The organism is Streptomyces sp. NPDC055962 (assembly GCF_042270185.1).
Taxonomy (GTDB): Bacteria; Actinomycetota; Actinomycetes; order Streptomycetales; family Streptomycetaceae; genus Streptomyces.
Genome location: NZ_JBHJYN010000008.1, coordinates 191,759 through 214,863, shown reverse-complemented (window position 1 = coordinate 214,863; position 23,105 = coordinate 191,759). Strand labels below are relative to the sequence as shown.

The 23,105-nt window shown below is 72.5% G+C and carries 18 protein-coding genes; 6 read left to right on the top strand and 12 right to left on the bottom strand.

Annotated features, from left to right (window positions below; genetic code table 11):
• Positions 1-62: 62 nt before the first annotated feature.
• The 4 genes from ACFC51_RS23425 to ACFC51_RS23410 form a co-directional block, all read right to left on the bottom strand.
• Positions 63-1,973 (bottom strand): PQQ-binding-like beta-propeller repeat protein, encoded by a 1,911-nt coding sequence (locus ACFC51_RS23425; RefSeq protein WP_376374114.1) that lies wholly within the window; start codon positions 1,971-1,973, stop codon positions 63-65.
• A gap of 67 nt (positions 1,974-2,040) precedes the next feature.
• Positions 2,041-3,969 (bottom strand): PQQ-binding-like beta-propeller repeat protein, encoded by a 1,929-nt coding sequence (locus tag ACFC51_RS23420; RefSeq protein WP_376530620.1) that lies wholly within the window; start codon positions 3,967-3,969, stop codon positions 2,041-2,043.
• 335 nt (positions 3,970-4,304) lie between these two features.
• The gene (locus tag ACFC51_RS23415) at positions 4,305-5,996 is read right to left on the bottom strand and encodes a PQQ-binding-like beta-propeller repeat protein (RefSeq protein ID WP_376530618.1); all 1,692 of its coding nucleotides are present in this window, start codon (positions 5,994-5,996) and stop codon (positions 4,305-4,307) included.
• An 86-nt stretch (positions 5,997-6,082) separates the two neighbouring features.
• The gene (locus ACFC51_RS23410; protein WP_376530616.1) at positions 6,083-7,897 is read right to left on the bottom strand and encodes an ABC-F family ATP-binding cassette domain-containing protein; all 1,815 of its coding nucleotides are present in this window, start codon (positions 7,895-7,897) and stop codon (positions 6,083-6,085) included.
• Positions 7,898-8,047: 150 nt separating this feature from the next.
• On the opposite strand from ACFC51_RS23410, the gene ACFC51_RS23405 reads away from it, so the two are divergent.
• Positions 8,048-8,686: a lipoprotein gene (locus ACFC51_RS23405; RefSeq protein WP_376374149.1), complete on the top strand. Its 639-nt coding sequence runs from the start codon at positions 8,048-8,050 to the stop codon at positions 8,684-8,686.
• Positions 8,687-8,787: 101 nt separating this feature from the next.
• Here ACFC51_RS23405 and ACFC51_RS23400 read toward each other — a convergent pair whose 3' ends face one another.
• The 7 genes from ACFC51_RS23400 to rsmI all read right to left on the bottom strand — a co-directional run bounded on the left by ACFC51_RS23400 (position 8,788) and on the right by rsmI (position 15,046).
• Entirely contained in the window at positions 8,788-10,101 is a 1,314-nt protein-coding gene (locus ACFC51_RS23400) for an acyltransferase (RefSeq protein ID WP_376530614.1), read from the bottom strand.
• A gap of 73 nt (positions 10,102-10,174) precedes the next feature.
• Positions 10,175-11,074: a 4-(cytidine 5'-diphospho)-2-C-methyl-D-erythritol kinase gene (locus ACFC51_RS23395; protein ID WP_376374128.1), complete on the bottom strand. Its 900-nt coding sequence runs from the start codon at positions 11,072-11,074 to the stop codon at positions 10,175-10,177.
• Positions 11,071-11,943, bottom strand: coding sequence for a 16S rRNA (adenine(1518)-N(6)/adenine(1519)-N(6))-dimethyltransferase RsmA (gene rsmA, locus ACFC51_RS23390; protein ID WP_329229764.1), 873 nt, complete (start codon positions 11,941-11,943; stop codon positions 11,071-11,073). The genes ACFC51_RS23395 and rsmA overlap by 4 nt, the downstream gene beginning before the upstream one ends.
• Positions 11,940-12,515, bottom strand: a complete 576-nt coding sequence (locus tag ACFC51_RS23385) for a ubiquitin-like domain-containing protein (RefSeq protein ID WP_376530611.1) — start codon at positions 12,513-12,515, stop codon at positions 11,940-11,942. Before ACFC51_RS23385 ends, rsmA begins: the two co-directional genes overlap by 4 nt.
• Before the next feature lie 114 nt (positions 12,516-12,629).
• Positions 12,630-13,496: a TatD family hydrolase gene (locus ACFC51_RS23380; protein WP_376374134.1), complete on the bottom strand. Its 867-nt coding sequence runs from the start codon at positions 13,494-13,496 to the stop codon at positions 12,630-12,632.
• Positions 13,497-13,602: 106 nt separating this feature from the next.
• Positions 13,603-13,980: a hypothetical protein gene (locus ACFC51_RS23375; protein WP_376374136.1), complete on the bottom strand. Its 378-nt coding sequence runs from the start codon at positions 13,978-13,980 to the stop codon at positions 13,603-13,605.
• Positions 13,981-14,152: 172 nt separating this feature from the next.
• Positions 14,153-15,046 (bottom strand): 16S rRNA (cytidine(1402)-2'-O)-methyltransferase, encoded by an 894-nt coding sequence (rsmI, locus tag ACFC51_RS23370; RefSeq protein WP_376374139.1) that lies wholly within the window; start codon positions 15,044-15,046, stop codon positions 14,153-14,155.
• Positions 15,047-15,099: 53 nt separating this feature from the next.
• Here rsmI and ACFC51_RS23365 point away from each other — a divergent pair, with 53 nt between their 5' ends.
• The 3 genes from ACFC51_RS23365 to ACFC51_RS23355 all read left to right on the top strand — a co-directional run bounded on the left by ACFC51_RS23365 (position 15,100) and on the right by ACFC51_RS23355 (position 19,418).
• Positions 15,100-16,866 (top strand): dolichyl-phosphate-mannose--protein mannosyltransferase, encoded by a 1,767-nt coding sequence (locus tag ACFC51_RS23365; RefSeq protein WP_376374141.1) that lies wholly within the window; start codon positions 15,100-15,102, stop codon positions 16,864-16,866.
• Between the two features lie 136 nt (positions 16,867-17,002).
• Positions 17,003-17,602 (top strand): hypothetical protein, encoded by a 600-nt coding sequence (locus ACFC51_RS23360; RefSeq protein WP_376530609.1) that lies wholly within the window; start codon positions 17,003-17,005, stop codon positions 17,600-17,602.
• Positions 17,603-17,783: 181 nt separating this feature from the next.
• The gene (locus tag ACFC51_RS23355) at positions 17,784-19,418 is read left to right on the top strand and encodes a penicillin-binding transpeptidase domain-containing protein (protein WP_376530607.1); all 1,635 of its coding nucleotides are present in this window, start codon (positions 17,784-17,786) and stop codon (positions 19,416-19,418) included.
• A gap of 99 nt (positions 19,419-19,517) precedes the next feature.
• Here ACFC51_RS23355 and ACFC51_RS23350 read toward each other — a convergent pair whose 3' ends face one another.
• Positions 19,518-20,267, bottom strand: coding sequence for a GntR family transcriptional regulator (locus ACFC51_RS23350; RefSeq protein ID WP_376380929.1), 750 nt, complete (start codon positions 20,265-20,267; stop codon positions 19,518-19,520).
• A gap of 169 nt (positions 20,268-20,436) precedes the next feature.
• Here ACFC51_RS23350 and ACFC51_RS23345 point away from each other — a divergent pair, with 169 nt between their 5' ends.
• Together ACFC51_RS23345 and ACFC51_RS23340 are read left to right on the top strand one after the other, a co-directional pair.
• The gene (locus ACFC51_RS23345; RefSeq protein WP_376530605.1) at positions 20,437-21,444 is read left to right on the top strand and encodes a BMP family ABC transporter substrate-binding protein; all 1,008 of its coding nucleotides are present in this window, start codon (positions 20,437-20,439) and stop codon (positions 21,442-21,444) included.
• Complete coding sequence (locus ACFC51_RS23340) at positions 21,441-23,018, top strand: ABC transporter ATP-binding protein (RefSeq protein ID WP_376530603.1); 1,578 nt, start codon at positions 21,441-21,443, stop codon at positions 23,016-23,018. Before ACFC51_RS23345 ends, ACFC51_RS23340 begins: the two co-directional genes overlap by 4 nt.
• Positions 23,019-23,105 lie beyond the last annotated feature (87 nt).

Here is a 23,105-nt window from a genome sequence, read left to right as displayed (position 1 = left end):
CCCTGCCGGTCTGATGATCAACCGGCAGGGCCGTCACTGTTCGCCCGGGCACGGGCCGGGGGTCAGCCCGTACGGAAGGAGACGACGAGGTACTGCTTGTCGTCCAGCGAGGAGGACTTGCTCGGCTCACTGATCATCTGCTCGGAGATGAACAGCCGGCCCTTCTCGTAGATGAACTCGGCGTAGTCGATGGAGAAGCTGGTCTCCGCCTCGCGCACCGCCTCGTCGTCCGGGTTGACCATCAGCACCGTCTCCTTGAAGGTCGAGCCGTCGATGGAGACGATCTGGCCGCCCTTGTCGTACGGGGGCCGCTTGTACGCGATGAGGTTGGAGCCGTCCATGCGCAGCGGGGTCAGCGTGTAGCGGTCGCCCGCGTCCGCCCTGCCGCCGACGAGCTTGCCGGTGGTGAGGTCGAAGGCGACGATCTCGTTGGTGTCGCCGTACTCGCCGCCGCCCTCGTGCTCCTCGGTCGGCACGTAGATCTTGTTGTTGCCGACCGCCAGGGAGGTGCACTTCTCGACCTCGGTGGAGCCGCAGTCCGCGGCGTACTTGTCCGCGTCGGCCGAGATCCTGACGATGAGCTTGCCGGTGGCCGCGTCGATGGAGAAGAAGTCCGAGATGCTGCTGCCGTCGCCGGCGGTGTCGCCGACGTCGGCCGCGACGACGAGCGGCTTGGTGGACACGATGCTCGCGTACTCGACGCCGGCGGGCATGGTGAACGAGGAGAGCGGTGCACCCGTGGTCGGGTTCAGCGCCTGGACAGTGAGCTGCGGATCGTCGTAGCTGCCGCACTTGCGGACCACCGCGAGGGCGTCGCCGCCGCCGTAGCCCATGTCGTAGCAGTTGTTGGTGTCCGTCTTCGGCTTCCAGAGCTCGGCGCCGTTCGCCAGGTTGAAGGCGGCCCCGCCGCTGGTGCCGCCCGCGGCGACCGTGGAGCCGCTGAGGGTGACCTCGTTGAACCGGACGGGCTCGTCACCGCTGGACGCCGAGGTGACGGACTTGCTCCACATCAGCTTGCCGGTGGCCAGGTCGAGCGCGCCGACCTGGTTGCAGGACGGGTACTTGTCCGCGGCGCTGGGCTTGCCCTCCTGGAAGGCGATGGCCGTCTTGTAGTCCTTGCTCATGTGCCGGGACGCGGCGCAGACCTGGCCCTCGAGCGGGATCGACCAGAGCTTGGTGCCCTTGTCGAGGTCGTAGCCGACGATCTCGTAGACGCCGGTCTTCACGTACGCCTTGTCGGTGACCCAGGATCCGTCGACGACGGTGGTGTCGGTGACCTTCGGGTGGGGGAGCTGGAAGCCGACCTTGGACTTGGTGTCGGACGGCGCCTTCTCGGCGCCTCCGGCCAGGCCGCCGCCCTCTCCGCCCTTGCCCTCGCCGCCCTCGGTTCCGGCCGAGGCGACGTCGTCCTGCTTGCCGCCGTCGTCACCACTGCTGGAGGAGTAGACGATCCCGCCGCCGACGATCAGCAGCACGGCGACCACCGCGGCGACGATGATCTGCATCCGGGTGTCGAACTTCTTGCCGCCGCCCGGCCCGGGTGCGGCGTACTGCGGGTGCATCGGGGCGGTCGGGTAGCCGTATCCCTGCTGCGGAGGCATGCCGGGCTGTCCGGGCGGCCCCTGCGGGAAGCCGTATCCGGGCTGGGCCGGCGGCTGCCCGGGGGGCGGCGCCTGCGGGTAGCCGTACGCGGGGTTGTGCGGCGGCTGTCCGGGCGGGGGCCCCTGCGGGGCGCCGTACCCACCGGGGGGCGGAGGCGGCGGGCTGCCGTAGCCGCCGGCCGGGGGGATGGGCGGGCTGCCGTAGCCGCCGGCCGGCGGGGTCGGCGGTGCTGCGGGGGGCTGCTTCCCGAAGGGGTCGGCGGGCGGCGGGGTGGGCGCGCCGAATCCGCCGGGCGGCGGGTCCTGCGGGGCGCCGAATCCGCCCTGGGGCGGTTCGTTGGGCGGCTGCGGCGGCTGGGGCGGCTGGCTCATGGCGTACGTACCTCTGCGGAGTCCGAGGGGGGGGGAAGGGGGGAGCTGCTCTGGCCGTCGTCGGCCGTTACTTGCCGAAGGCCATCATGGTCGTCTGCTCCTTCTCCTCCTCGTCGTTGCTCGCGGAGACGCGGTCGCTGACGACGAAGGAGCGGCCCCCCGCGTAGAGGGTCCTGGACGAGAAGAAGTTCTCGATCCCGCTTGTCGAGGCCGGGTGCTGGAGCAGCACCTTGGGCGCTCCTCCGGTGGCCGCGATCGTCGCGACCGCCCCGCCCTTGTCGTACGTGGGCTCCAGGTAGACCAGGACGTCGCCGCCCTCCATCCGCAGCGGCTTCATGGTGCGCTCGGCGGGGGCCGCGGACTTCCACTTGGTCTTGCCGGTGTTCAGGTCGAACGCCAGGACCTTGTTGGTGCGGGAGGTGCCGCTGGTGTCGTCCGCGGTCATCATGTAGAGGGTGTTGGCGTCGGCGGCGACGCCGGTGCATCCTTCGAGCTTCTCGCCGAAGATGCCGAAGTCGTTGCCGCAGTCGACGGCGGGGTTGTCCCCCTTGTCACTGATCAGCTGGGAGCGGAGCGTCCCGTTCTCCTTGAGCGCGATGATGCCCCACTTCTTCTCCTCGCGCTGGGTCAGCGAGACGACGAGCGGGCTCACCGAGTAGACCTTCTCGACCTCCCAGCCGCGCTTGGGCTGGTAGGTCCACTTGGCCTTCCCCGTGGTCGGGTCGATCTCCTGGATCTGGTGCTGCGGGTTGTCGACGTCGTCGGTGCGGCAGGCGGCCGCGGCGATCAGCTTGGGTCCGCCCGCGAAGGCGAAGGGCTGGCAGTTGCCCGACGGCTTGCCGAACAGGTCCTTGCCGTCGCTGACCCGGTAGGCGTTGGAGTTGCCGGTGCGGCCGACGGTGACGGTGTCGCCGCTGATCGCGAGACCGATGTCCGTCATCATGTCCCAGGTGCCGTTCTTCTTGACCGACTTCTTCCAGCCGGCCTTGCCGGTGTTGAGGTCGATCATCTGGAGGTCGGAGCAGTCGGCACGGTCGGTGGTGCCGTTCTTCACACCGATGACGATCTTGCCGTCGGCGGTGGGCGTCCCGGGTGCCGAGCAGATGTCCGCGGGCAGGGGCAGGTCCCACTTCTTCTTGCCGTCGGCCACCGAATAGCCGGTCACCGAGCGGTACATGCCCTTGACGAGGGTGTCGCCGACGATCCACGGGCCGTGCACCCCTGCGCCGTTGCGCGGCAGGTCGATGTCGTTCTTCGTCAGCCAGAGGACCTTCGCCTCGCCCGCCTTGCGCCCGGCGTTGAGGTCGTCGTCGGCCTCGCGGCCGTCCCCCTTGCCGTCGCCCTGGTCGACGCTGGGAGAGGCGCTCGGGTCGACGGCGCCGCTGCTGGACTTCGCGACGGGCTTCTTTTCGCCGTCGTCGCCGCCGCTCGTCAGGAGGAAGATGCCTCCGCCGACGACGAGGAGACCGGCGAGCGCCGCACCGATGATGACGGCGGGCTTGCCCTTGAAGGGGCCGCCGCCGGAGCCGCCGGGCACGGGCGCACCCGGGTACTGCTGCTGCGGGTAGCCGTAACCGGGCTGCTGTCCGTACGGGCCCGGCTGGCCGTAGGGGCCGGGCTGCTGCGCGTACGGGCCGGGCTGCTGGGCGTACGGGCCGGCCGTTGCGCCGTAGGGGCCGGGCTGCTGGGCGTACGGGCCGGGGGCCTGCTGTCCGGGGGCCTGGGGGTAGCCGTAGCCGGGCTGCGTCCCGGGTGCCTGCGGGTAGCCGTAGCCGGGCTGCGCCGGGGGCGTCTGCGGAGCACCGGCGGGAGGCGTCTGCGGAGGCGCGGGCGGCGTCTGCGGAGCACCGGCGGGAGGCGTCTGCGGAGGCGCGGGCGGCGTCTGCGGAGCCGGCGGCGGTGACTGCGGCTGGGGCGGCGGCTGAGGAGTGCCCTGCGGTTCCTGCGGAGCCCCGAAGCCCCCCTGCGGCGGTTGCTGGCTGGGCGGCTGGGTCATCAGCACGTCCCCCTTCGTGCGGGCCGGTGCCCGTTCCGGTCTCCCCCGCGATTCCGCTGGGCTCAGAGGATCAGGTGCAGGAGATCTCTGAATTCCCCCCGGAAAGGAGCGAATCGGGCATGGCTTCCGCGGTGTTGCGACAGTCGAGCGGGGCTTCTTTGTACCACCCGCACCACGCCGGGTACCGGATCGGTCCACCCCCTGTTCCCAAGGGAGAACCGGGCTGTGATGCCTCCGTTATGCGCCGGTCGGGGCCCGTGCGGAGCCCGTTTCCCGATGCTGCGTCAACTCGTTCCGCAAGGGGCTGATTTCACGGGATCCCCGCAGGCCGGGCCCTACCCGCCGTAGACCAGCACGGCCGTCGCCGCCTTCTCCTCCTCGTCCTCCTCCGCGCTGATTCGCTGCGGGAGGAGGAAGGAACGCCCGTCGCGGTAGGTGACCTTCGGAAGGAAGAGGGAGTTCTCGGTGTCCTCCGCCGACTCCGGATGTTTCAGCAGGGTCGTGTACGCCCCGGTCGAAGGGTCCAGCGCGCCGATCTCACCGCTCTTGCGGTACGCGGCCTGCACATGCACCACCACCTTCCCGCCCTCCATGCGCAGCGGCATCATGAAACGCCCGCCCGGCGAGGGCGTCTTCCATACCGGCTTGCCGGTGGCCAGGGCGAAGGCGACGACCTTGTTCGTCTTCACCTCCGCCGTGGAATCGGGCTGCGTCGAGAAGTAGAACCTGCTCGCGTCCGCCGTGACCCCTGCGCAGCCGTCCAGGTTGCCGCCCTCCTGCACGGAGTCCTCGCCGCACCGGAAGCCGTAGTCCTCGTCACCGCCCGCCATCCGGGAGCGGTAGGCGCCGTTCCCGTCGAGGACGAGGACGGCCCACTCGTCGTCCTTGGCGATCGAGAGGACGGGCGGGCTCACGGTGAAGATGTGTGTCACCGACCAGCCCGGCTCCACGGCGTAGGTCCATTTCGGCGTCCCGGTGACCGGGTCGACCTCCTGGACCTGCTGGCGGACGGGATCTGCGGGCTCCGGCTGGCAGCTGACGGCCGCCAGCATGCGGGTGCCGCCGGTGAACGCGAAGGGCTGGCACACGCCTTCCTTCCGCCTGCCGAACAGTTCCTTGCCGTCACTGACCCGGAAGGCGTCCGAGGAGCTGGTCCGCCCGAACGTCACGGTGTCCCCGCTGATCGACATGGCCACGTGCGACAGGCCGTCCTGCATCCCGGACCTGTCGACCGTCTTCTTCCAGCCCGCCTTGCCGGTGCGCAGGTCGATCATCTGCAGGACGGAGCAGGTGGCCTCGGTCTCCATGACGTCGTCCTCCAGACCGACGACGACCTTTCCGTCGGCGGTGGGGGCGGAGGGTGCGGCGCACAGGTCGGTGGGCAGTCGCAGGCTCCACCTCTCGGCCCCGTCGGCGACCGCGTAGCCGGTCACCGTGCGGTACATGCCCTTGGCGACGATGTCCCCGGCGAACCAGGGGCCGTGGGTCTCCTCCCCGTACGGCGGGAGGTCTGCCCCGTTCTCCGTCAGCCACTCCACCTTCGCCTCGCCCGGCTCGCGCCCGGCGTTGAGTTCGGCCGCGGTCGGCCCGGCGACGCTCGTGCCGTCCTGGCCGCTCGTGGGCGAGGGGGACGGCTGCCCGTTGTCGTGTGCGGGGCCGACGACGGGCTTCTTCTGCCCACCCCCTTCGCCGCCCGTGGCGAGCCAGATCCCTCCGCCGGTCAGCAGTACCAGCGCGAGCACCGCCCCTACGGCCACACGCGTCCTGCGCTGGGAGCGGCCGCTGCCCGGCCCGCCCGGCGCGGTGACGGTCGGCGGCTGCCCGTGCGGGCCGGGCTGCGGCGGCTGCCCGTACGGCCCCGCGTGCGGCGGGTACGGGCCGGGTTGCGGCGGAAATCCGTAACCGCCCTGCGGGGGCTGCCCGTACGGACCGGGCTGCTGGGCGTACGGTCCCGGAGCGGTGACCGGCGGGGGGTCGTACGGAGCCCCGAAGCCTTCCTGCGGTGGCCGGCCGGAAGGCTGAGTCATCGGTGATCCCCCTCGTGCGGACATGGCTCCGCGGGTCACACCTGCGGAGCGGCCCTACTTTCTACCACCCGCTCCGTGACAGTCCCTCAGGCGTCCTCGGCCAGCTCAAGCCAGCGCATCTCCAGCACGTCCCGCTCCGCGACCAGTTCGCGCAGCTCGGCGTCGAGCTTGGCGACCTTCTCGAAGTCGGTGGCGTTGTCGGCGATCTGGGCGTGCAGCGTGGTCTCCCGGGTCGACATCTTGTCGAGCTGGCGCTCGACCTTCTGCAGCTCCTTCTTCGCGGCGCGCGTCGCCTGCGGCGAGGCGGTCTCGGCCGCCGCGGCCCGGGGCGCGGCGGCAGCGGCGGAGGCGGGCGTGGCCGTCTCCTCCATGCGCTTCCGGCGCTCGATGTACTCGTCGATGCCACGCGGCAGCATCCGCAGCGCCCGGTCGCCCAGGAGCGCCATGACCTTGTCGGTGGTCCGCTCGATGAAGAACCGGTCGTGGGAGATCACGATCATCGATCCGGGCCAGCCGTCGAGGAGGTCCTCCAGCTGGGTCAGGGTCTCGATGTCCAGGTCGTTGGTGGGCTCGTCGAGGAAGAGGACGTTGGGCTCGTCCATCAGCAGGCGCAGGATCTGGAGCCGCCTGCGCTCACCACCGGAGAGGTCGCCGACCGGGGTCCACTGCTTCTCCTTGGCGAAGCCGAACTGCTCGCAGAGCTGCCCGGCCGTCATCTCCCGGCCCTTGCCCAGGTCGACGCGGTCGCGCACCTGCTGGACGGCTTCGAGTACGCGCAGGTTCTTGTCGAGCTCCGCGACCTCCTGGGAGAGGTAGGCGAGCTTGACCGTCTTGCCGACGACGATCTTCCCGTCGGCGGGCTGTACGTCGCCCTGGCTGCGGGACGCCTCCGCGAGGGCCCGCAGCAGCGAGGTCTTGCCGGCGCCGTTGACACCGACGAGGCCGATGCGGTCGCCCGGACCGAGCTGCCAGGTGAGGTGGGTGAGCAGGGTCTTGGGCCCGGCCTGGACGGTCACGTCCTCCAGGTCGAAGACGGTCTTGCCGAGGCGGGCGTTGGCGAACTTCATCAGCTCGCTGGTGTCGCGCGGGGGCGGCACGTCGGCGATCAGCTCGTTGGCCGCCTCGATGCGGTAGCGCGGCTTGGACGTACGGGCGGGAGCACCGCGCCGCAGCCAGGCCAGCTCCTTGCGCATCAGGTTCTGCCGCTTGGACTCCTCGGTCGCGGCGATCCGCTCCCGCTCGGCCCGCGCGAAGACGTAGTCGCTGTAGCCGCCCTCGTACTCGTGGACGGTGCCCCGCTGGACGTCCCACATGCGGGTGCAGACCTGGTCCAGGAACCACCGGTCGTGGGTGACGCAGACCAGCGCGGAGCGCCGGGTCCGCAGGTGTCCGGCGAGCCAGGAGATGCCCTCGACGTCGAGGTGGTTGGTCGGCTCGTCGAGCACGATCAGGTCCTGCTCGGCGATGAGCAGCTTCGCCAGGGCGATCCGGCGGCGCTCGCCACCGGAGAGCGGGGCGATGACGGTGTCGAGGCCGTGTTCGAAGCCGGGGAGGGCGAGGCCGCCGAAGAGCCCGGTCAGCACGTCGCGGATCTTGGCGCTGCCGGCCCACTCGTGGTCGGCGAGGTCGCCGATCACCTCGTGCCGGATGGTGGCCTGCGGGTCCAGCGAGTCGTGCTGGGTGAGGACACCGAGGCGCAGCCCGCCGTTGTGGGTGACGCGGCCGCTGTCCGCCTCCTCCAGCTTGGCGAGCATCCGGATGAGCGTCGTCTTGCCGTCGCCGTTACGGCCGACGACGCCGATCCGGTCGCCCTCGGACACCCCGAGGGATACACCGTCGAGCAGGGCACGGGTGCCGTACACCTTGCTGACCTGCTCGACATTGACCAGATTGACGGCCATTTCACTCCTGCCTCGGGGATCCCTGCGTCGGGGACCGCTCGACGTCCCAGAGTAGTCGCCGCGCGGGGTGCGATAGCGTGCGGCGATCGATCATGGGGAGTAACCCCAGGTCGGAGCGGTTCGGAACATCTCTGGGGTGGGGACTTCATGATGCGTGGCGCGATACGGGCACTGGTTCCGGCGGTCCTGGCGACGGCGGTGCTGTCCGGCTGCTCGTCGTCCGCCGGCACGGACGCCGACGCGGGGAAGAACGGGGACACCGACCCCGTGGCCGCCGCGGAGAGCACCGCTGCGGAGAAGGGCGCCCCGCTCGGTGGCGCCGGGTCGGCCTGCGAGCTGCCGGTGACCTTCGACCTGGCCGCGGACTGGAAGCCGGAGTCCGTGGAGGTGGAGCCGGGTTCCGAGTTCGCCGCCCTGGGACAGCAGGGCTCGGCCACGATGGTCTGCGAGATCGACGCCAAACCGGCCGGGAACATCGGCTACATCCGGGTCTGGCAGGGCAAGGGCGCCTCGACCACCCCGAGGGCGGCGCTGGAGGACTTCGTGGCGGGCGACCGGAACGCGTCGGAGGCCGCGTACGAGGAGACCGAGGCGGGGCGGGTGCCGGCCGCCGAGGTGACCTACACGGTGAGCGGCGAGCTGCTGGACGAACCCAAGAAGGAGCGTGCCTTCGCGGTCGCCACCCCGAAGGGTCCGGTCGTGGTGCATCTGGGCGGGCTGGACTCGCAGGAGCACGAGGAGATGCTCCCGGCGTACGAGCTGGCGAAGAAGTCGCTCGAACTGGGCTGAGGGTGCGGGGGTGGCCGACCGCCCGGCGGTCCTCGGGGGCCGCACGCCCGGCGAGGTCCGCCGCTCCGGCCGGCCGCCCCCGCGCGAGCCGCCCCACCGGCTCACCGGCCCGCGCGCTCGACGAGCAGCCAGCCGCCCAGTGCCATCGCCACGGCCGTCGGGGCGCTGACGTGGAAGGCGACCAGCAGCGCGGTGTGCCCGTCCAGCAGGCCGGCGTAGCCGACCATGGACAGGCCGAGCACGCCCAGCAGGGCGAGGGCCACGCCGGTCGCCGAGAGGGCTCCCGCGCCGCTCGCGCCGCGGCCGGGGGCGAGGCGGACGGGGCGTTCGAACGTACGGAAGGCCGCGACGAGCACCGCGGTGACCGCGACGGCAGCGGCGATCCGCGGCGGGACCTGCGCCCACCAGGCGGCGGTGGCCGGTTCGGGCAGCGGGAGGCCCAGGCCCAGCATCGCCCCGTACACGCCGAGCATCGCCGTGAGGTGCCACAGGAACGCGGTCATCGCGACGCCGTTGGCGGCCACGACGGCGCGCCAGACGCGGGGCCTGACGGCCAGCCGGGCTCCGGGTGCGCGCAGCAGCTCGACGGCTCCGACCAGCCAGAGTCCATGGCCGAGCAGGGCGAGCGTGGGCGGCGCCATGTTGCTGATCCTCTCGCCGGGCATGCCGACCATGGAGAGCGGATACGGGCCGAGGGCCACCAGCGCCACGGCTGAGGCGAGCCCGGCGCCGGCGAGGAGTGCGGGGCGGCGGATGCGTCCGTCGGCGCGCAGGAAGCCGAGCTGGTGCACCGCGAGCCAGACGAAGGCGAAGTTGAGGAACTCGACGTGGGGGACGCCCGCCGCGAACCGCAGGAGGTCCACCGCCGCGGCGGCGCCGACGAGCGCGGCGAAAGCGCCCCAGCCGTGGCGGTCGTGGAGCTTCAGCAGGGCGGGCGTGAAGGCGACCATCGCCAGGTAGATCCCTATGAACCAGAGGGGCTGGGTCACCAGCCTCAGCGTCACACCGGTCAGTCCGCCGCCACCGCCCAGCAGTTGCACGGCGAGCGCGGCGGCTCCCCAGACGAGGACGAAGACCATGGTCGGCCTCAGGAGCCGCTGGAGCCGCGCCCGCAGGAAGGACGGGTAGACGGACGCCGTGGAGCCCTCCGGCCGTCCGCGGAGCAGGGACCGGTAGGACAGGGCGTGGGAGAAGCCGCCGACGAAGAAGAACACCGGCATGACCTGGAGGACCCAGGTGAGCAGCTGGAGCCCGGGCACGACGGCGAGGAGGTTGCCCACCCCGTCGGTGGTGACGGCGGCCATCAGCCAGTGGCCGAGGACGACGGTGCCCAGCGAGGCGACCCGCAGCAGGTCGATGTAGCGGTCCCGGGTGGCGGGTGTGGCCTCGGCCAGGTCGCGCAGGTGTGATCCCATGCGCCCACGGTCGCGCCGGGCACCGGGGGTGCGGCAGCGCGACCGTACTCAATTCCCGTCTGAGTAGCGGCAGTCAGACGACGGTGGCACCGGGGGCGGGGGCGAGTGCCACGCGTGCGCTGCGGCAGGTGCCCGACGCGAGCAGGGCGTCGGCCACCTTGTGCGCCGACTCCTCGTCGGCGGTCAGGAACGCCGTGGTCGGCCCGGATCCGGAGACGAGCGCGGCCAGGGCGCCCGCGGCGGTGCCCGCCGCGAGGGTGTCGGCGAGGGACGGGCGCAGGGAGAGCGCGGCGGCCTGGAGGTCGTTGCCGAGGGCGTCCGCGAGCGCGGTGGCGTCGCCCTTGCCCAGGGCGGTCAGGAGCGCGGGGGACGCGGCCGGCTCGGGGACGTCGGTGCCGGCGGTCAGGCGGTCGAACTCGCCGTAGACGGCCGGGGTGGAGAGCCCGCCGTCGGCGACGGCGAAGACCCAGTGGAAGGTGCCGCCGACCTCGACGGGGGTGAGACGCTCACCGCGCCCGACCCCGAGCGCCGCCCCGCCGACCAGGCTGAACGGTACGTCGCTGCCCAGCTCGGCGCAGATCTCCAGGAGTTCCTCCCGGCTCGCACCGGTGGACCACAGGGTGTCGCAGGCCAGCAGGGCGGCAGCGCCGTCGGCGCTGCCGCCGGCCATGCCGCCGGCGACGGGGATGTCCTTGGCGATGTGGATGTGCACGTCGGGCGCGATGCCGTGGCGGGCGGCCAGGGCGATCGCAGCGCGGGCCGCGAGGTTGGTGGCGTCCAGCGGGACCTGACCGGCGTCCGGTCCGGAGCAGGTGACGCGCAGGGCGTCGGCGGGGGTGACGGTGACCTCGTCGTACAGGCCGACGGCGAGGAAGACGTTGGCCAGGTCGTGGAAGCCGTCGGGGCGGGGTGCGCCGACCGCGAGCTGCGCGTTGACCTTGGCGGGGACGCGGACGGTGACGCTGCGGGTCATGCGGAGGGCTCCGGCTTGTTCTCGGCGACGGCGGCGAACTCCTCGACGGTCAGGGCCTCGCCCCGCGCCTGCGGTGAGATCCCCGCGGCGGTCAGGGCGGCCTCGGCGGCCGGCGCGGAACCCGCCCAGCCGGCGAGGGCCGCGCGCAGCGTCTTGCGGCGCTGGGCGAAGGCCGCGTCGACGACGGCGAAGACCTCGGCCCTGCTCGCGGTGGTCCGGACCGGCTCCGCACGCCGCACCAGGGACACCAGGCCCGAGTCGACGTTGGGCGCGGGCCAGAACACGGTACGGCCGATCGATCCGGCGCGCTTGACGTCGGCGTACCAGTTGGCCTTGACCGACGGCACGCCGTACACCTTGTTGCCGGGCCGGGCGGCCAGCCGGTCGGCGACCTCGGACTGCACCATCACGAGCGTCCGCTCGATGGTGGGGAAGCGCTCCAGCATGGTGAGCAGGACCGGCACGGCGACGTTGTACGGAAGGTTGGCGACGAGCGCGGTCGGCGCCGGGCCGGGCAGCTCGGTGACCAGCATCGCGTCCGAGTGGACCAGGGCGAAGCGGTCCGCGCGGCCGGGGAGCCGGGCGGCGACCGTGGCCGGCAGGGCTCCGGCGAGCACGTCGTCGATCTCGACGGCGACGACCCGGTCGGCCGCCTCCAGCAGGGCCAGGGTCAGCGACCCGAGACCGGGCCCCACCTCGACCACCACGTCGTCGGGCCGCACCTCGGCGGTCCGTACGATCCTGCGGACCGTGTTGGCGTCGATGACGAAGTTCTGGCCGCGCTGCTTGGTGGGGCGTACGCCCAGCGCTGCGGCCAGCTCGCGGATGTCTGCGGGGCCCAGGAGGGCGTCGGGCTCTGTGGTGCTCACCCGTTAAGCCTACGGCCGCCGCGGGGCCCCGGGCCGCCCCCGCCCGGCACGGGCCCGGGGCCGCGCGTCTCCCGGCGTACGACGACCTCGTCCCCGTCGTCCAGCCCCGTGGCGGGGGCGGGGGCGACGCTGTCACGGGCACCGACCGTGACGCCCTCCGTGTCCAGGAGCTCGCCGACGTCGTCGGCGAAGGTGTGCAGCGTGTGCGAGGTCCCGTCCACGCTGACCTGGACGGTCTTGTCCTGGGCGAGGAAGGCGGCGGTGCCGCCCGCCAGGACGGCCAGGACCAGTGCGCGGGGGACGAGCCGCCGCAGCCCCTCCGGCGCGCCCCGGTGCCGGCGGACCGCGCGGTGGCCGGCGGGCCGCACGCGCACCGCCGCCGGCGCGGGCACCAGCGGGGTGTCCAGGACGGTCGGGTCGTGGACCGGGAACGGGCCGGCCCGGAGCGCCGCGACGATCGTCCGCTCCTCGTGGAGGGAGCGCGGCGGAGCCGGGGCGGGCACCCGCACCGGGGCCCGGCCGGTCCACCCTCCGCCGCGCGGTGCGCGGTGACTGCCCTGCCTATGGCCCACGACGCTCCAGGAGATCCGGCTGCCGACCCTGATGCGCGGGCACGATAGCCGAATTCCGTCACCGTCCAAAGTCATGCGATCACCCCATGTGTCGGGGTGGGCCGGGCCGGGAGGTCAGAAGTCGAACGCCCTGGCGGTGTTGTCGTAGACGGCCGCGGCGAGCGTGTCCTCGTCGACGCCCCGCACCTCGGCCATCGCACGGAGCGTGACCGGGACGAGGTAGGGCGCGTTGGGCCGTCCGCGGTACGGGGCGGGGGTGAGGAAGGGCGCGTCCGTCTCGACGAGCACCAGCTCGGCGGGGGCGACGGCCAGGGCGTCGCGCAGCGGTTGCGCGTTCTTGAACGTGACGTTGCCCGCGAAGGACATGAAGTAGCCGGCGGCCGCGCAGAGCCGGGCCATCTCGGCGTCGCCGGAGTAGCAGTGGAAGACGGTCCGCTCCGGGGCGCCCGCGTCGGCGAGGACGCGCAGCACGTCCTCGTGGGCCTCGCGGTCGTGGATGACCAGGGCCTTGCCGTGCCGCTTGGCGATCTCGATGTGCGCCCGGAAGGACTCCTCCTGGGCGGCGACGCCCTCGGGGCCCGTACGGAAGAAGTCGAGGCCTGTCTCGCCTACCGCGCGTACGTGGGGGAGGGCGGCCAGCGCGTCGATCTCGGCGAGTGCCTCGTCGAGCGCCGCCCTGCCGCCCGGCTCACGGGCCTCCTGGCGGGACCAGCCGTCCGGGTCCCCGTGCACGATGCGCGGCGCCTCGTTGGGGTGCAGCGCCACGGCGGCGTGCACGGACGGGTGGGCGGCCGCGGTCTCGGCGGCCCAGCGCGAGCCCTTCACGTCGCAGCCCACCTGGACGACGGCGGTCACGTTGACCGCCGCGGCGCGGGCCAGGCCCTCCTCGACGGTTCCGTCCTGCATGTCCAGGTGGGTGTGCGAATCGGCGACCGGAACCCTGAGGGGTTCGGGGAGCGGAGGGGCGTCGGTACGGCTCATGCCCACGACTCTACGAGGGCGTGGGCCCTCGCTCAGCGCGGGTGGGCGGGCTCACCGCCGGGGGTGGGTTCACCGCCGGTGGCCGGGTTCACCGCCGGGGGTGGGTTCACCGCCGGTGGAAGGGGCGCAGCAGATCGGACAGCTGCCAGTGGTGTGTGCCGGAGCCCGCGGGCGCCACGGCGGTCGCGGCGATCCTGTCCGCCCCGGCCTCCGGGGGCGTGCCCTTCTGCGGCTGGAGCAGTCGCTGGACGGTGGAGACGCGGCCGGCGCGCATGATCCGGACCACATGGCCGCCGCAGTTGGTGCAGGTCGGGGTGGACAGCGGTGAGGGGACGCGTTCCCCGTCCGCCTTGTACACGACGAAGGCGTTGCCCGAGCCGTCGACGTGGTGCTCTATCTCGTAGGCCTGTTCCCAGCCGTGTCCGCACCGCATGCAGGCGAAGGCGTATGCCTCGTGCACGGTGGTTGCTGCGATGTCACTCATGCCTGCTCCTCTTGTCCGATGGACAAGCACTCCGGACAAGCACTCCGGATGATGCGTTCCACCTCAAGTGGACGCCTTCACCCGGGGGCGGCGCACCAGGCCTGCCGAGTGTTGGAACGGTTTTGGCCGATCCGTGGGCAATGGGCCCGGTACGCGGCCGGAGCTTTACGTTTCAGGCTAGTCCTTTGCCTTGTTCCTGGCCGGTCCGAGCCGCGTTCTTTGCCGCGACCACCGCATCGAAGACCTCGCGCTTGGGCAGCCCGGCCTCGGCGGCGACCGCCGCGATCGCCTCCTTGCGCCGCTCCCCCGCCTCCTCGCGCACCTGCACCCTGCGCACCAGCTCCTCGGCGTCCAGTTCCTCGCCGGAATCGGTGGCGCCCTCGACCACGACGGTGATCTCCCCGCGCACGCCTTCTGCCGCCCAGACCGCCAGGTCTCCCAGCGGGCCGCGCTTCACTTCCTCGTACGTCTTGGTCAGCTCGCGGCACACGGCGGCCCTGCGGCCGGACCCGAACACCTCGGCCATCGCGGCCAGGGTGTCGTCCAGCCGGTGCGGGGCCTCGAAGAAGACCATCGTGCGGCGCTCGTCGGCGACCTCGCGGAGCTTCCCGAGCCGCTCGCCCGCCTTGCGCGGCAAGAAGCCCTCGAAGCAGAAGCGGTCCACGGGCAGCGCGGACAGCGCGAGCGCGGTGAGCACGGCCGACGGTCCCGGTACTGCGGTGACCTTGATGTCCTGCTCCACGGCGGCTGCGACGAGCCGGTATCCGGGGTCGGAGACGGACGGCATCCCGGCGTCCGTGACGAGCAGGACGCGCGCCCCGCCGGCCAGCGCCTCGACGAGCTCGGGCGTGCGCGCCGACTCGTTGCCCTCGAAGTAGGAGACGACACGCCCCGTCGTGTGGATGCCCAGCGCCTGGGTGAGCCGGCGCAGCCGCCGGGTGTCCTCGGCGGCCACGACGTCGGCCGTCTCCAGCTCGGCGGCGAGCCGTGGCGGGGCGTCCGCCACGTCGCCGATGGGGGTCCCTGCGAGTACGAGCGTTCCAGTCGTTCCAGTCACATGGGCCATCCTCCCAGCACGGGCGGCACCACTCGCACAGATGCGTTCCCTACGATGGCGCGGTGACGAGTACTGCGCCCGAAGCCCAGCAGGGCAACGACGCCGGGGACCACGCCGGTGACCAGCCGCCTTCCTGGCAGCAGCGGCTGCGCCGCTTCGGCCATGCCCCACGGCCGGAGACGGGGCTGCGCGAGCGCCTGGTCCCGCCCTACACCCGCCCCGGCCGCCAGTTCTGGAACGTGCTCGCCGTGCCGCCGGGCCTCGCCGGCCACCTGGTGCGCTGGTCCGCCTGGGGCGGCCCGCTGCTGGTCGCCCTGATCGCCGGGGTGCTGCGGTTCTGGAACCTGGGCAGCCCGAAGGCGGTGATATTCGACGAGACGTACTACGCCAAGGACGCCTGGGCGCTGATCAACCAGGGGTACGAGGGTTCCTGGCCCAAGGACATCGACAAGCAGATCCTCTCGGACCCGTCGTCGGTGGACATCCCGGTGGACCCGGGCTACGTCGTCCATCCTCCGGTCGGCAAGTGGATCATCGGGATCGGTGAGCAGCTCTTCGGGTTCACCCCGTTCGGCTGGCGCTTCATGGTGGCGCTGCTCGGCACCGTCTCGGTCCTGATGCTCTGCCGGATCGGCCGGCGGCTGTTCCGCTCGACGTTCCTGGGCTGCCTGGCGGGCACCCTGCTGGCCGTGGACGGGCTGCACTTCGTGATGAGCCGCACCGCGCTGCTCGACCTGGTGCTGATGTTCTTCGTGCTCGCGGCCTTCGGCTGCCTCCTCGTCGACCGCGACCGGTCCCGCCGCAGGCTGGCCGCGGCGCTCCCCGTCGACGAGGAGGGACTGCTGCGCCCGGACGCGCACGTCGCCGAGACGCTCCGCCTGGGGTGGCGTCCGTGGCGGATCGCGGCCGGGCTGATGCTCGGCCTGGCCTTCGCCACGAAGTGGAACGGGCTCTACATCCTGGCCGCGTTCGGCGTGATGGCGGTGCTCTGGGACGTCGGCGCACGCCGCACGGCGGGCGCCGTGCAGCCCTACCGGGCCGTGGTCCTGCGCGACCTGCTGCCGGCCTTCGTCTCCACGGTGCCGGTCGCGATCGGCACGTACCTCGTCTCGTGGACCGGCTGGATCGTCACGGACAAGGGCTACTACCGCAACTGGGCGGCCACCGAGGGCAAGGGCGGCAGCTGGACCTGGCTCCCGGACTGGCTGCGGAGCCTGTGGCACTACGAGTACCAGGTGTACGAGTTCCACGTCGGCCTGACCTCCGGCCACACCTACCAGTCCAATCCGTGGAGCTGGATCGTCCTGGGCCGGCCCGTCTCGTACTTCTACGAGGAGCAGACCGGCTGCCTCACGTCAGGGACGGGAAAGTGCGCCCGCGAGGTCCTGGCCCTGGGCACCCCACTGCTGTGGTGGGCGGCGTGCGTGGCACTGCTGTACGTGCTGTGGCGCTGGTTCTTCCGCCGCGACTGGCGTGCGGGCGCGATCGCCTGCGGGGTGGCGGCGGGCTGGGTGCCCTGGTTCTTCTACCAGGAGCGGACGATCTTCCTCTTCTACGCGGTCGTGTTCGTGCCGTTCCTCTGCCTGGCGGTCACGATGATGATCGGCGCCCTCCTGGGCCCGGCCGCCGGCACGAGCACCAGACACCGCCTCGGCCTGGAGAAGGCCGACCCCACGGGCGAACGCAGACGCACCCTGGGCGCGATCGCGGCGGGGGTGCTGGTGCTGCTGATCGTCTGGAACTTCGTGTACTTCTGGCCGCTCTACACGGGCCAGTCGATCCCGGACACCTCCTGGCGCGACCGGATGTGGCTGGACACCTGGGTGTAGCAGGCGGTACGGCGGCGGGGCGCGTCCTGAGGGCGCGCCCCGCCGCCGTACCCGAGCGTCCGTGGGTGCGTGCGAGCGGTCGTGGAGGTGCGCGAACCTCCCCTCCGGGAACGGCGGAACGCCTACGGTGGTGTCCATGGACGGGCAGTGGGCCGTGGTGGTCGGGGCAGGGCTCGGGGCCGGTGGTGCCGCGGTCGGGGCACTGACCGGCTGGGTGAGCACGCGGCTCCAGACCCGCACACAACTGAGCGTGGCTCAGTTGCAGTACGCGGCGCAGGAGCGCGCGGAGGCGGTGACCCGCAGGCGTGCCGCCTACGAGGACCTGGTGCTTCGTGTGGACACGGTCCGGCGTCAGATGCGGATCGTCCGGCAGCGCGTGCGGGAGGGTGCCGACGAGGATGTGCTGACGGCGGATCGTGCGGCCGTGCACGACCGGATACGGGACATGCAGGCCGCCGAGTGGGTCCTGCGACTGATGCTGGCCGACGAGGAGCAGGCAGCGGTGTCCGAACTGACGGACGCCGTCTACGCCAGCCACGATGCGCTCGGCGAGGACGTCGACGCGTGGCTGACGACTGCCGAGCCGGGCAGCCCGAGGAGGCCGGGGGATGCTCCGCGCTTCGGGCGCACGACGGCCGCGCTCCAGTCGCAGATGATGAGCTTCGCGAGCGGCGCCCACAGCCGTCTCTACGCCCACGGCCCGGACGGCGCCGGGCAGATGCCTTCCGGGCGATAGCGGGACCTGTCGCGGCGGCCCGTACGTCGTATCTGCTCGCAGGTTGGCCAGAAAGCGCTCTCCCGCAAGCGTCGCGGTCCGGTAACAACCTCCTCGGAAGCCCCCGTCGTCCCGTACAGTGCCGAACGGCAAGACTTCTTGAACGTGTTCAAGAAGGTCCACGGGGAGGGGGAAGGCGCAGATGCGCAGTGGAGCGAAGGTCGCGGTGGTCGGCGGGGTGTTCGTACTGGTGGCCGGAGGGCTCGGCTACGGCGTGTACGACGTGCTGCTGGGGGGCGGTGACGGCGGAGGGACGGAGACCGCCGCCGCGTCGTCGGAGGTGAGGACCGGACCGCCCGACAAGAAGGAGATCGAGGAGACCGCCAGGAGTTTCCTCGCGGCCTGGGCGTCCGGAGACGCACCGACCGCGGCCCGGTTCACGAACAACGACGCCGTCGCCGAGCCCCTGCTGGCCGGCTACGGCGCGGAGGCCCACGTCACCAAGGCGGTGATCACGCCGGGTCCCGCCGTCGGCGCGAAGGTGCCGTACACGGTGAAGGCGACGGTGTCGTACGAGGGAAGGACCAAGCCCTGGTCCTATTCCTCCGAACTGACCGTGGTGCGCGGCCTGACGACCGGGAAGGCCCTCGTCGACTGGGAGCCCACGGTGATCCACCCGGAGCTGACCGAGGGCGCCACACTGAAGACGGGCGAGTCCTCGACGGCGGCGATCGAGGCCGTCGACCACAACGGCAAGGTGCTGGACAAGGAGACCTACCCGTCGCTCGGGCCGATCCTCGACGGCCTGCGGGACAAGTACGGCGACACCACCGGCGGCTCCCCCGGGATCGAGACGTGGATCGAGCCCGCGGACGAACAGCTGCCGGACACCACACTGCTGACGCTCGCGAAGGGGAAGCCGGGCAAGCTCCGGACCACACTCGACGCGGACGCGCAGGCCGCCGCCGAGAAGGCGGTCAAGCAGTTCAGCGCGGCGTCGGTGGTCGCGGTGCGGCCGTCGACCGGGTCGATCCGCGCGGTCGCCAACAACCCGGCGACCGGCTTCAACGCGGCGATGCTGGGCAAGCAGGCACCCGGCTCCACCCTGAAGATCATGACCGCGGCGATGCTGATGGACAAGGGACTCGTCTCGGCGAACAGCCCGGTCGAGTGCCCGAAGGAAGCGACCTGGCAGGGCCGGACGTTCCACAACCTCAAGTACTTCGAGCTCCCGCCCACCGACACGTTCAGCACGAGCTTCGCCCGCTCGTGCAACACCGCCTTCATCAAGCTGATCGACGACACGAAGGACGACTCCGCGCTCGCCAAGGAGGCCCGGGACGTCTTCGGGATCGGTCTGCAGTGGAAGACCGGCATCCCCTCGTTCGACGGGAGCGTGCCCGAGGAGAGCGGCGGTGAGGCGGCCGCCCAGTACATAGGCCAGGGCACCGTGCAGATGAATGCCCTCAACATCGCGTCCATCACGGCGACCGCCCGCAACGGCACGTTCCGTCAGCCCGTGATCGTCCCGCAGTCCCTGGACGACCGTCCGATCGCCACCGCCTCGCGCTCGCTGTCCCCGAGCGTCACCGGGCAGCTGAACGACATGATGCGGGCCACGGCCTCCTGGGGCACCGGCCAGGCCGCCATGGCCCCGGTCCACGGCGACAAGGGTGCCAAGACCGGATCGGCCGAGGTCGACGGACAGGGCACGTCCAACAGCTGGTTCACCGGCTTCAACAACGACCTCGCGGCGGCGGCGGTCGTCCAGTCCGGCGGCCACGGCGGCGACGCGGCCGGTCCCGTGGTGGCGGCGGTGCTGAGCGCCGGGTCCTGAACGGGCCCCGGACGGGCACGTCCTGAACGGGCGCGGACGGACACGTCCTGAACGGGCCCGGACGGACACTCGGGCACGACCGGCCGGGCCGGAGGCGGATCACGCCTCCGGCCCGGCCTGCTTTCCCGCGTCGCCCCGGCCTCGCCGCCGGCGCGCGGCGACGGCCTCGGGGTCGATGTCCGGCCGCGACCACCGCTCCGCCAGCGCGAGGCTGGCCGCGCGGCCGTCCGCGACGTGCTCGTGCGCCAGGCGTGCCGCGAGGTCGGCGTCACGGGCCGCGATGGCCTCGTACATCCGCTCGTGCTCCGCGCACTGCTGATCCGGGTCCCGCCGCGCGGTCAGCCGGAAGAGCCAGTGCATGCGCGCCTCCAGCGGCCGCATCACCCCGCTGAGCAGCGCGTTGGACGCGAGTTCGACGATGTCGGTGTGGAACGCCGCGTTGGCCGCGGCGATCGCGGCGCGGTCGTGGGCGCGGGTCGCCTCCCGGGCGGCGTCGAGTCCGGCCGCGAGACGGGCCAGCCCGTCCTCGTCGGCCCGCTCCGCCGCCAGCCGGGCCGCGAGCGACTCCAGCGACTCTCGTACGTCGAAGAGGTCGCGCACATCGCCGGGGGTGAAGGGTGCGACCAGGGCGCCCCGGTGCGGCACGAGCACCACGAGCCCCTCGGCCGCCAGGAGGCGCAGGGCCTCACGCAGGGGGATGCGTGAGACCTCCAGCTCGGTGGCGAGGTCGCGCTCCACGAGCCGTTCGCCCGGCTGGAGTTCGACCTCGATGATGCGACGCCGCAGGGTCTCGTACGCAAGGTCGCGCAGCGAGGGACGCCCTGCTTCGGACGGTCGGGCTGCTGTCACCAAGGCTTTTCCTCCGGATCGGGACGGTCCCACCGTATGCGGATCGCGCGGCCGGTCCGCCACTGCTAACCGCTCGGTGACACGACGGCAACAAATGCCCCGGACACTGGTGCGCCATAGCGGTATACCACTAACTGGCTCGCGGGCCCCGTCTCCTGGAGGCATCCCAGTGGCACCATCCCGAACGCTCCTCCCTCCCGTCGCCGTCGCCGCGTCCGTCCTGTCGGGGCTCCTCCTCCTGACCGCCTGCGGAGGGTCCTCGGCGGCCGAGGACGACGACGGCACGCTCAAGGTCGGCGTCCTCTTCCCCGGTTCGCTCTCCGACGACGGCTTCATGGGCTCGGCGTACCTCGGCTACCAGCGGGCGGCGAAGAAACACGCCGGCGCGGTGGAGTTCAGCAAGGTCGAGCAGGTGGCGACGGCCGACTACGAGAAGGCGCTGGTCCGTTTCGCCACCGGCTCCGACCTCGTCATCTCCCTCGGCGGGCAGACCGACGCCGACGTGCGCAACGTGGCCGCGCGCTTCCCGGACGTGAAGTTCGCCGAGATCGGCGGGCCTGCCGACGGCAAGCCCACGGCGAACCTCTCGCTGTACGACCCGCAGCAGGCCGAGGCCGCGTTCCTCGCGGGGGCCGCCGCCGCGCTGCTCACCGAGAGCGGGAAGATCGGCTTCGTCGGCGGCGCGGAGCTCCCGGCCATCGTGAACGCAGCCGGGGAGTTCGGCAACGGCGCCGCCGCGGCCGACCCGGCGGTGAAGGTCCTCCCCCCGCAGTACGTCGGCGACTTCAACGACGTCGCCAAGGCCAAGCAGTCCGCCCTCGCCGACTTCGGCGCCGGCGCGGACGTCCTGGGCCAGGTCCTCAACCTCGGCCACAAGGGGGTCGCCCAGGCGGCCGGCCGGCGCGGCGGGTCGCTCATCGGCGGCCCGATCGCCCACGAGTGCGGCAGCGACCCCGCGTACGCCGGGTACGTGGAGACGGACACCGGCGCGGAGATCGAGTACGCGGTGGACCACCTGGTCGCCGGGGACTGGAAGGCCGAGGCCGTCCACTTCGGACTGACCTTCGAGGATCCGCACAACGACATCGTGCTCTGCGATACCGGCGACCCGGCGGTCGCCGGGAAGCTCGACGAGCTGAAGCGGAAGATCACGGCCGGGGAGATCACCACCCGATGAGCACGGCCGCTCCCGCGCTGGAGATCTCCGGACTCACCAAGTCCTTCGGCACGACGAGGGCCCTGGACGCGGTGGACGTCGTCGTCGAGGCCGGCACCGTGCACTGCGTGCTCGGGGAGAACGGCGCCGGCAAATCGACCCTCTGCCACGTCGTGGGCGGCTCCCTGACCCCGGACGAGGGCGGTCTGCGCCTCTACGGCTCGCCCTACGCCCCCCGCCGGCCCGCCGACGCGCTGGCTGCCGGGATCGCCATGGTCCACCAGCACTTCAGCCTCGTACCGACCCTGACCGTCGGCGAGAACCTGCGCCTGCTGCGGCTGCGGGACCTGCCGCGGCGGGTAGCGCGGGTGCGCGAGGAGTACGGGCTCGAACTGGACCTGGAGGCACGGGTGGGCGAGCTGCCCGTCGGCGTGCGCCAGCGTGCCGAGATCGTCAAGGCGTTGCTGCGGGAGCCCCGCCTCCTCGTCCTGGACGAACCCACAGGGGTGCTGGGCCCGGCGGAGACGGACGCCCTGCTCGCAACCTGCCGCCGGATCGCCGGGGCGGGGCACGCGGTGGTCCTGGTGACGCACAAGCTCGGCGAGGTGGCGCGGGCCGGTGACGCGGCCACCGTCCTGCGCGGCGGGCGGGTGTCGGGCGGCGGGCCGCTGTCCGGACTGCCGCCGGAGCGGCTCGTCCCGCTGATGATCGGACGCCCCGCCGACGCGCTGGACGCCGGGCTCGCCGGGACGATCGGGCTGGCCTCCGAGCCGGCCCCGCAGACCGGGGGACCGCCGCAAGGGCGTGCCGTCACCGCTCGGCGCCGCACGGGGACGGCGCTGCGCCTGCGCGAGGTCGGCGTACGGCGTCCCGACGGTACCTCCGCGCTCGACGGGGTCGACCTGGACGTCGGGTTCGGGGAGATCGTCGGGATCGCGGGGGTCGAGGGCAACGGCCAGAGCGAGCTCATGGCGCTGCTCGGCGGCTCGCTCGCCCCCGGCCGGGGCGGAGTGGAGCTCGACGGGCGGGACGTCAGCCGTGCCGGGCCGCGCGAGCGGAGCCTGGCAGGGCTGGGCGTGGTGCCCGAGGACCGGCTCCACGAGGGGTGCGTGCCGCACCTGACGGTCACCGACAACCTGTTCCTCGGCCGGCTCGACCGGTTCCGCCGGTACGGGTTCCTCCTCGACCGGCGTGCCATGGCCCGGGCCGCGGAGGCGGTGCTCACGGAGCACGGCGTCCGGGCCGGCGGCCCGGGAGCGCTCATGTCGTCGCTGTCCGGCGGCAACCAGCAGAAGGTCGTCCTGGCACGGGAGTTGGCGCTCGATCCGCTGATCTGCCTGGCGGCCGCCCAGCCCACCCGCGGCCTGGACGTCGGAGCGGTGGCCGCCGTGCACGCGCGCATCCGTGACGCGGCCGCCGCCGGGACGGGCGTCCTGGTGGTCTCCAGCGAGCTGTCCGAGCTGCTCGTCCTGTGCGACCGGATCGTCGTGGCCTACCGGGGCGAACTGCTGGGCCCCGTCGACCCTTCGGAGCCCGGCGCCCGGGAGCGCATCGGCGCCCTGATGCTCGGCGCACCCGTCCCACAGCCCCACTGACGCCGCCCCGACGCACGACGTCCCACAGCCCCACTGCCCCCCCGACGTACGACGACCCCCGACGCCCCACGACCCCCGCCGACGCAC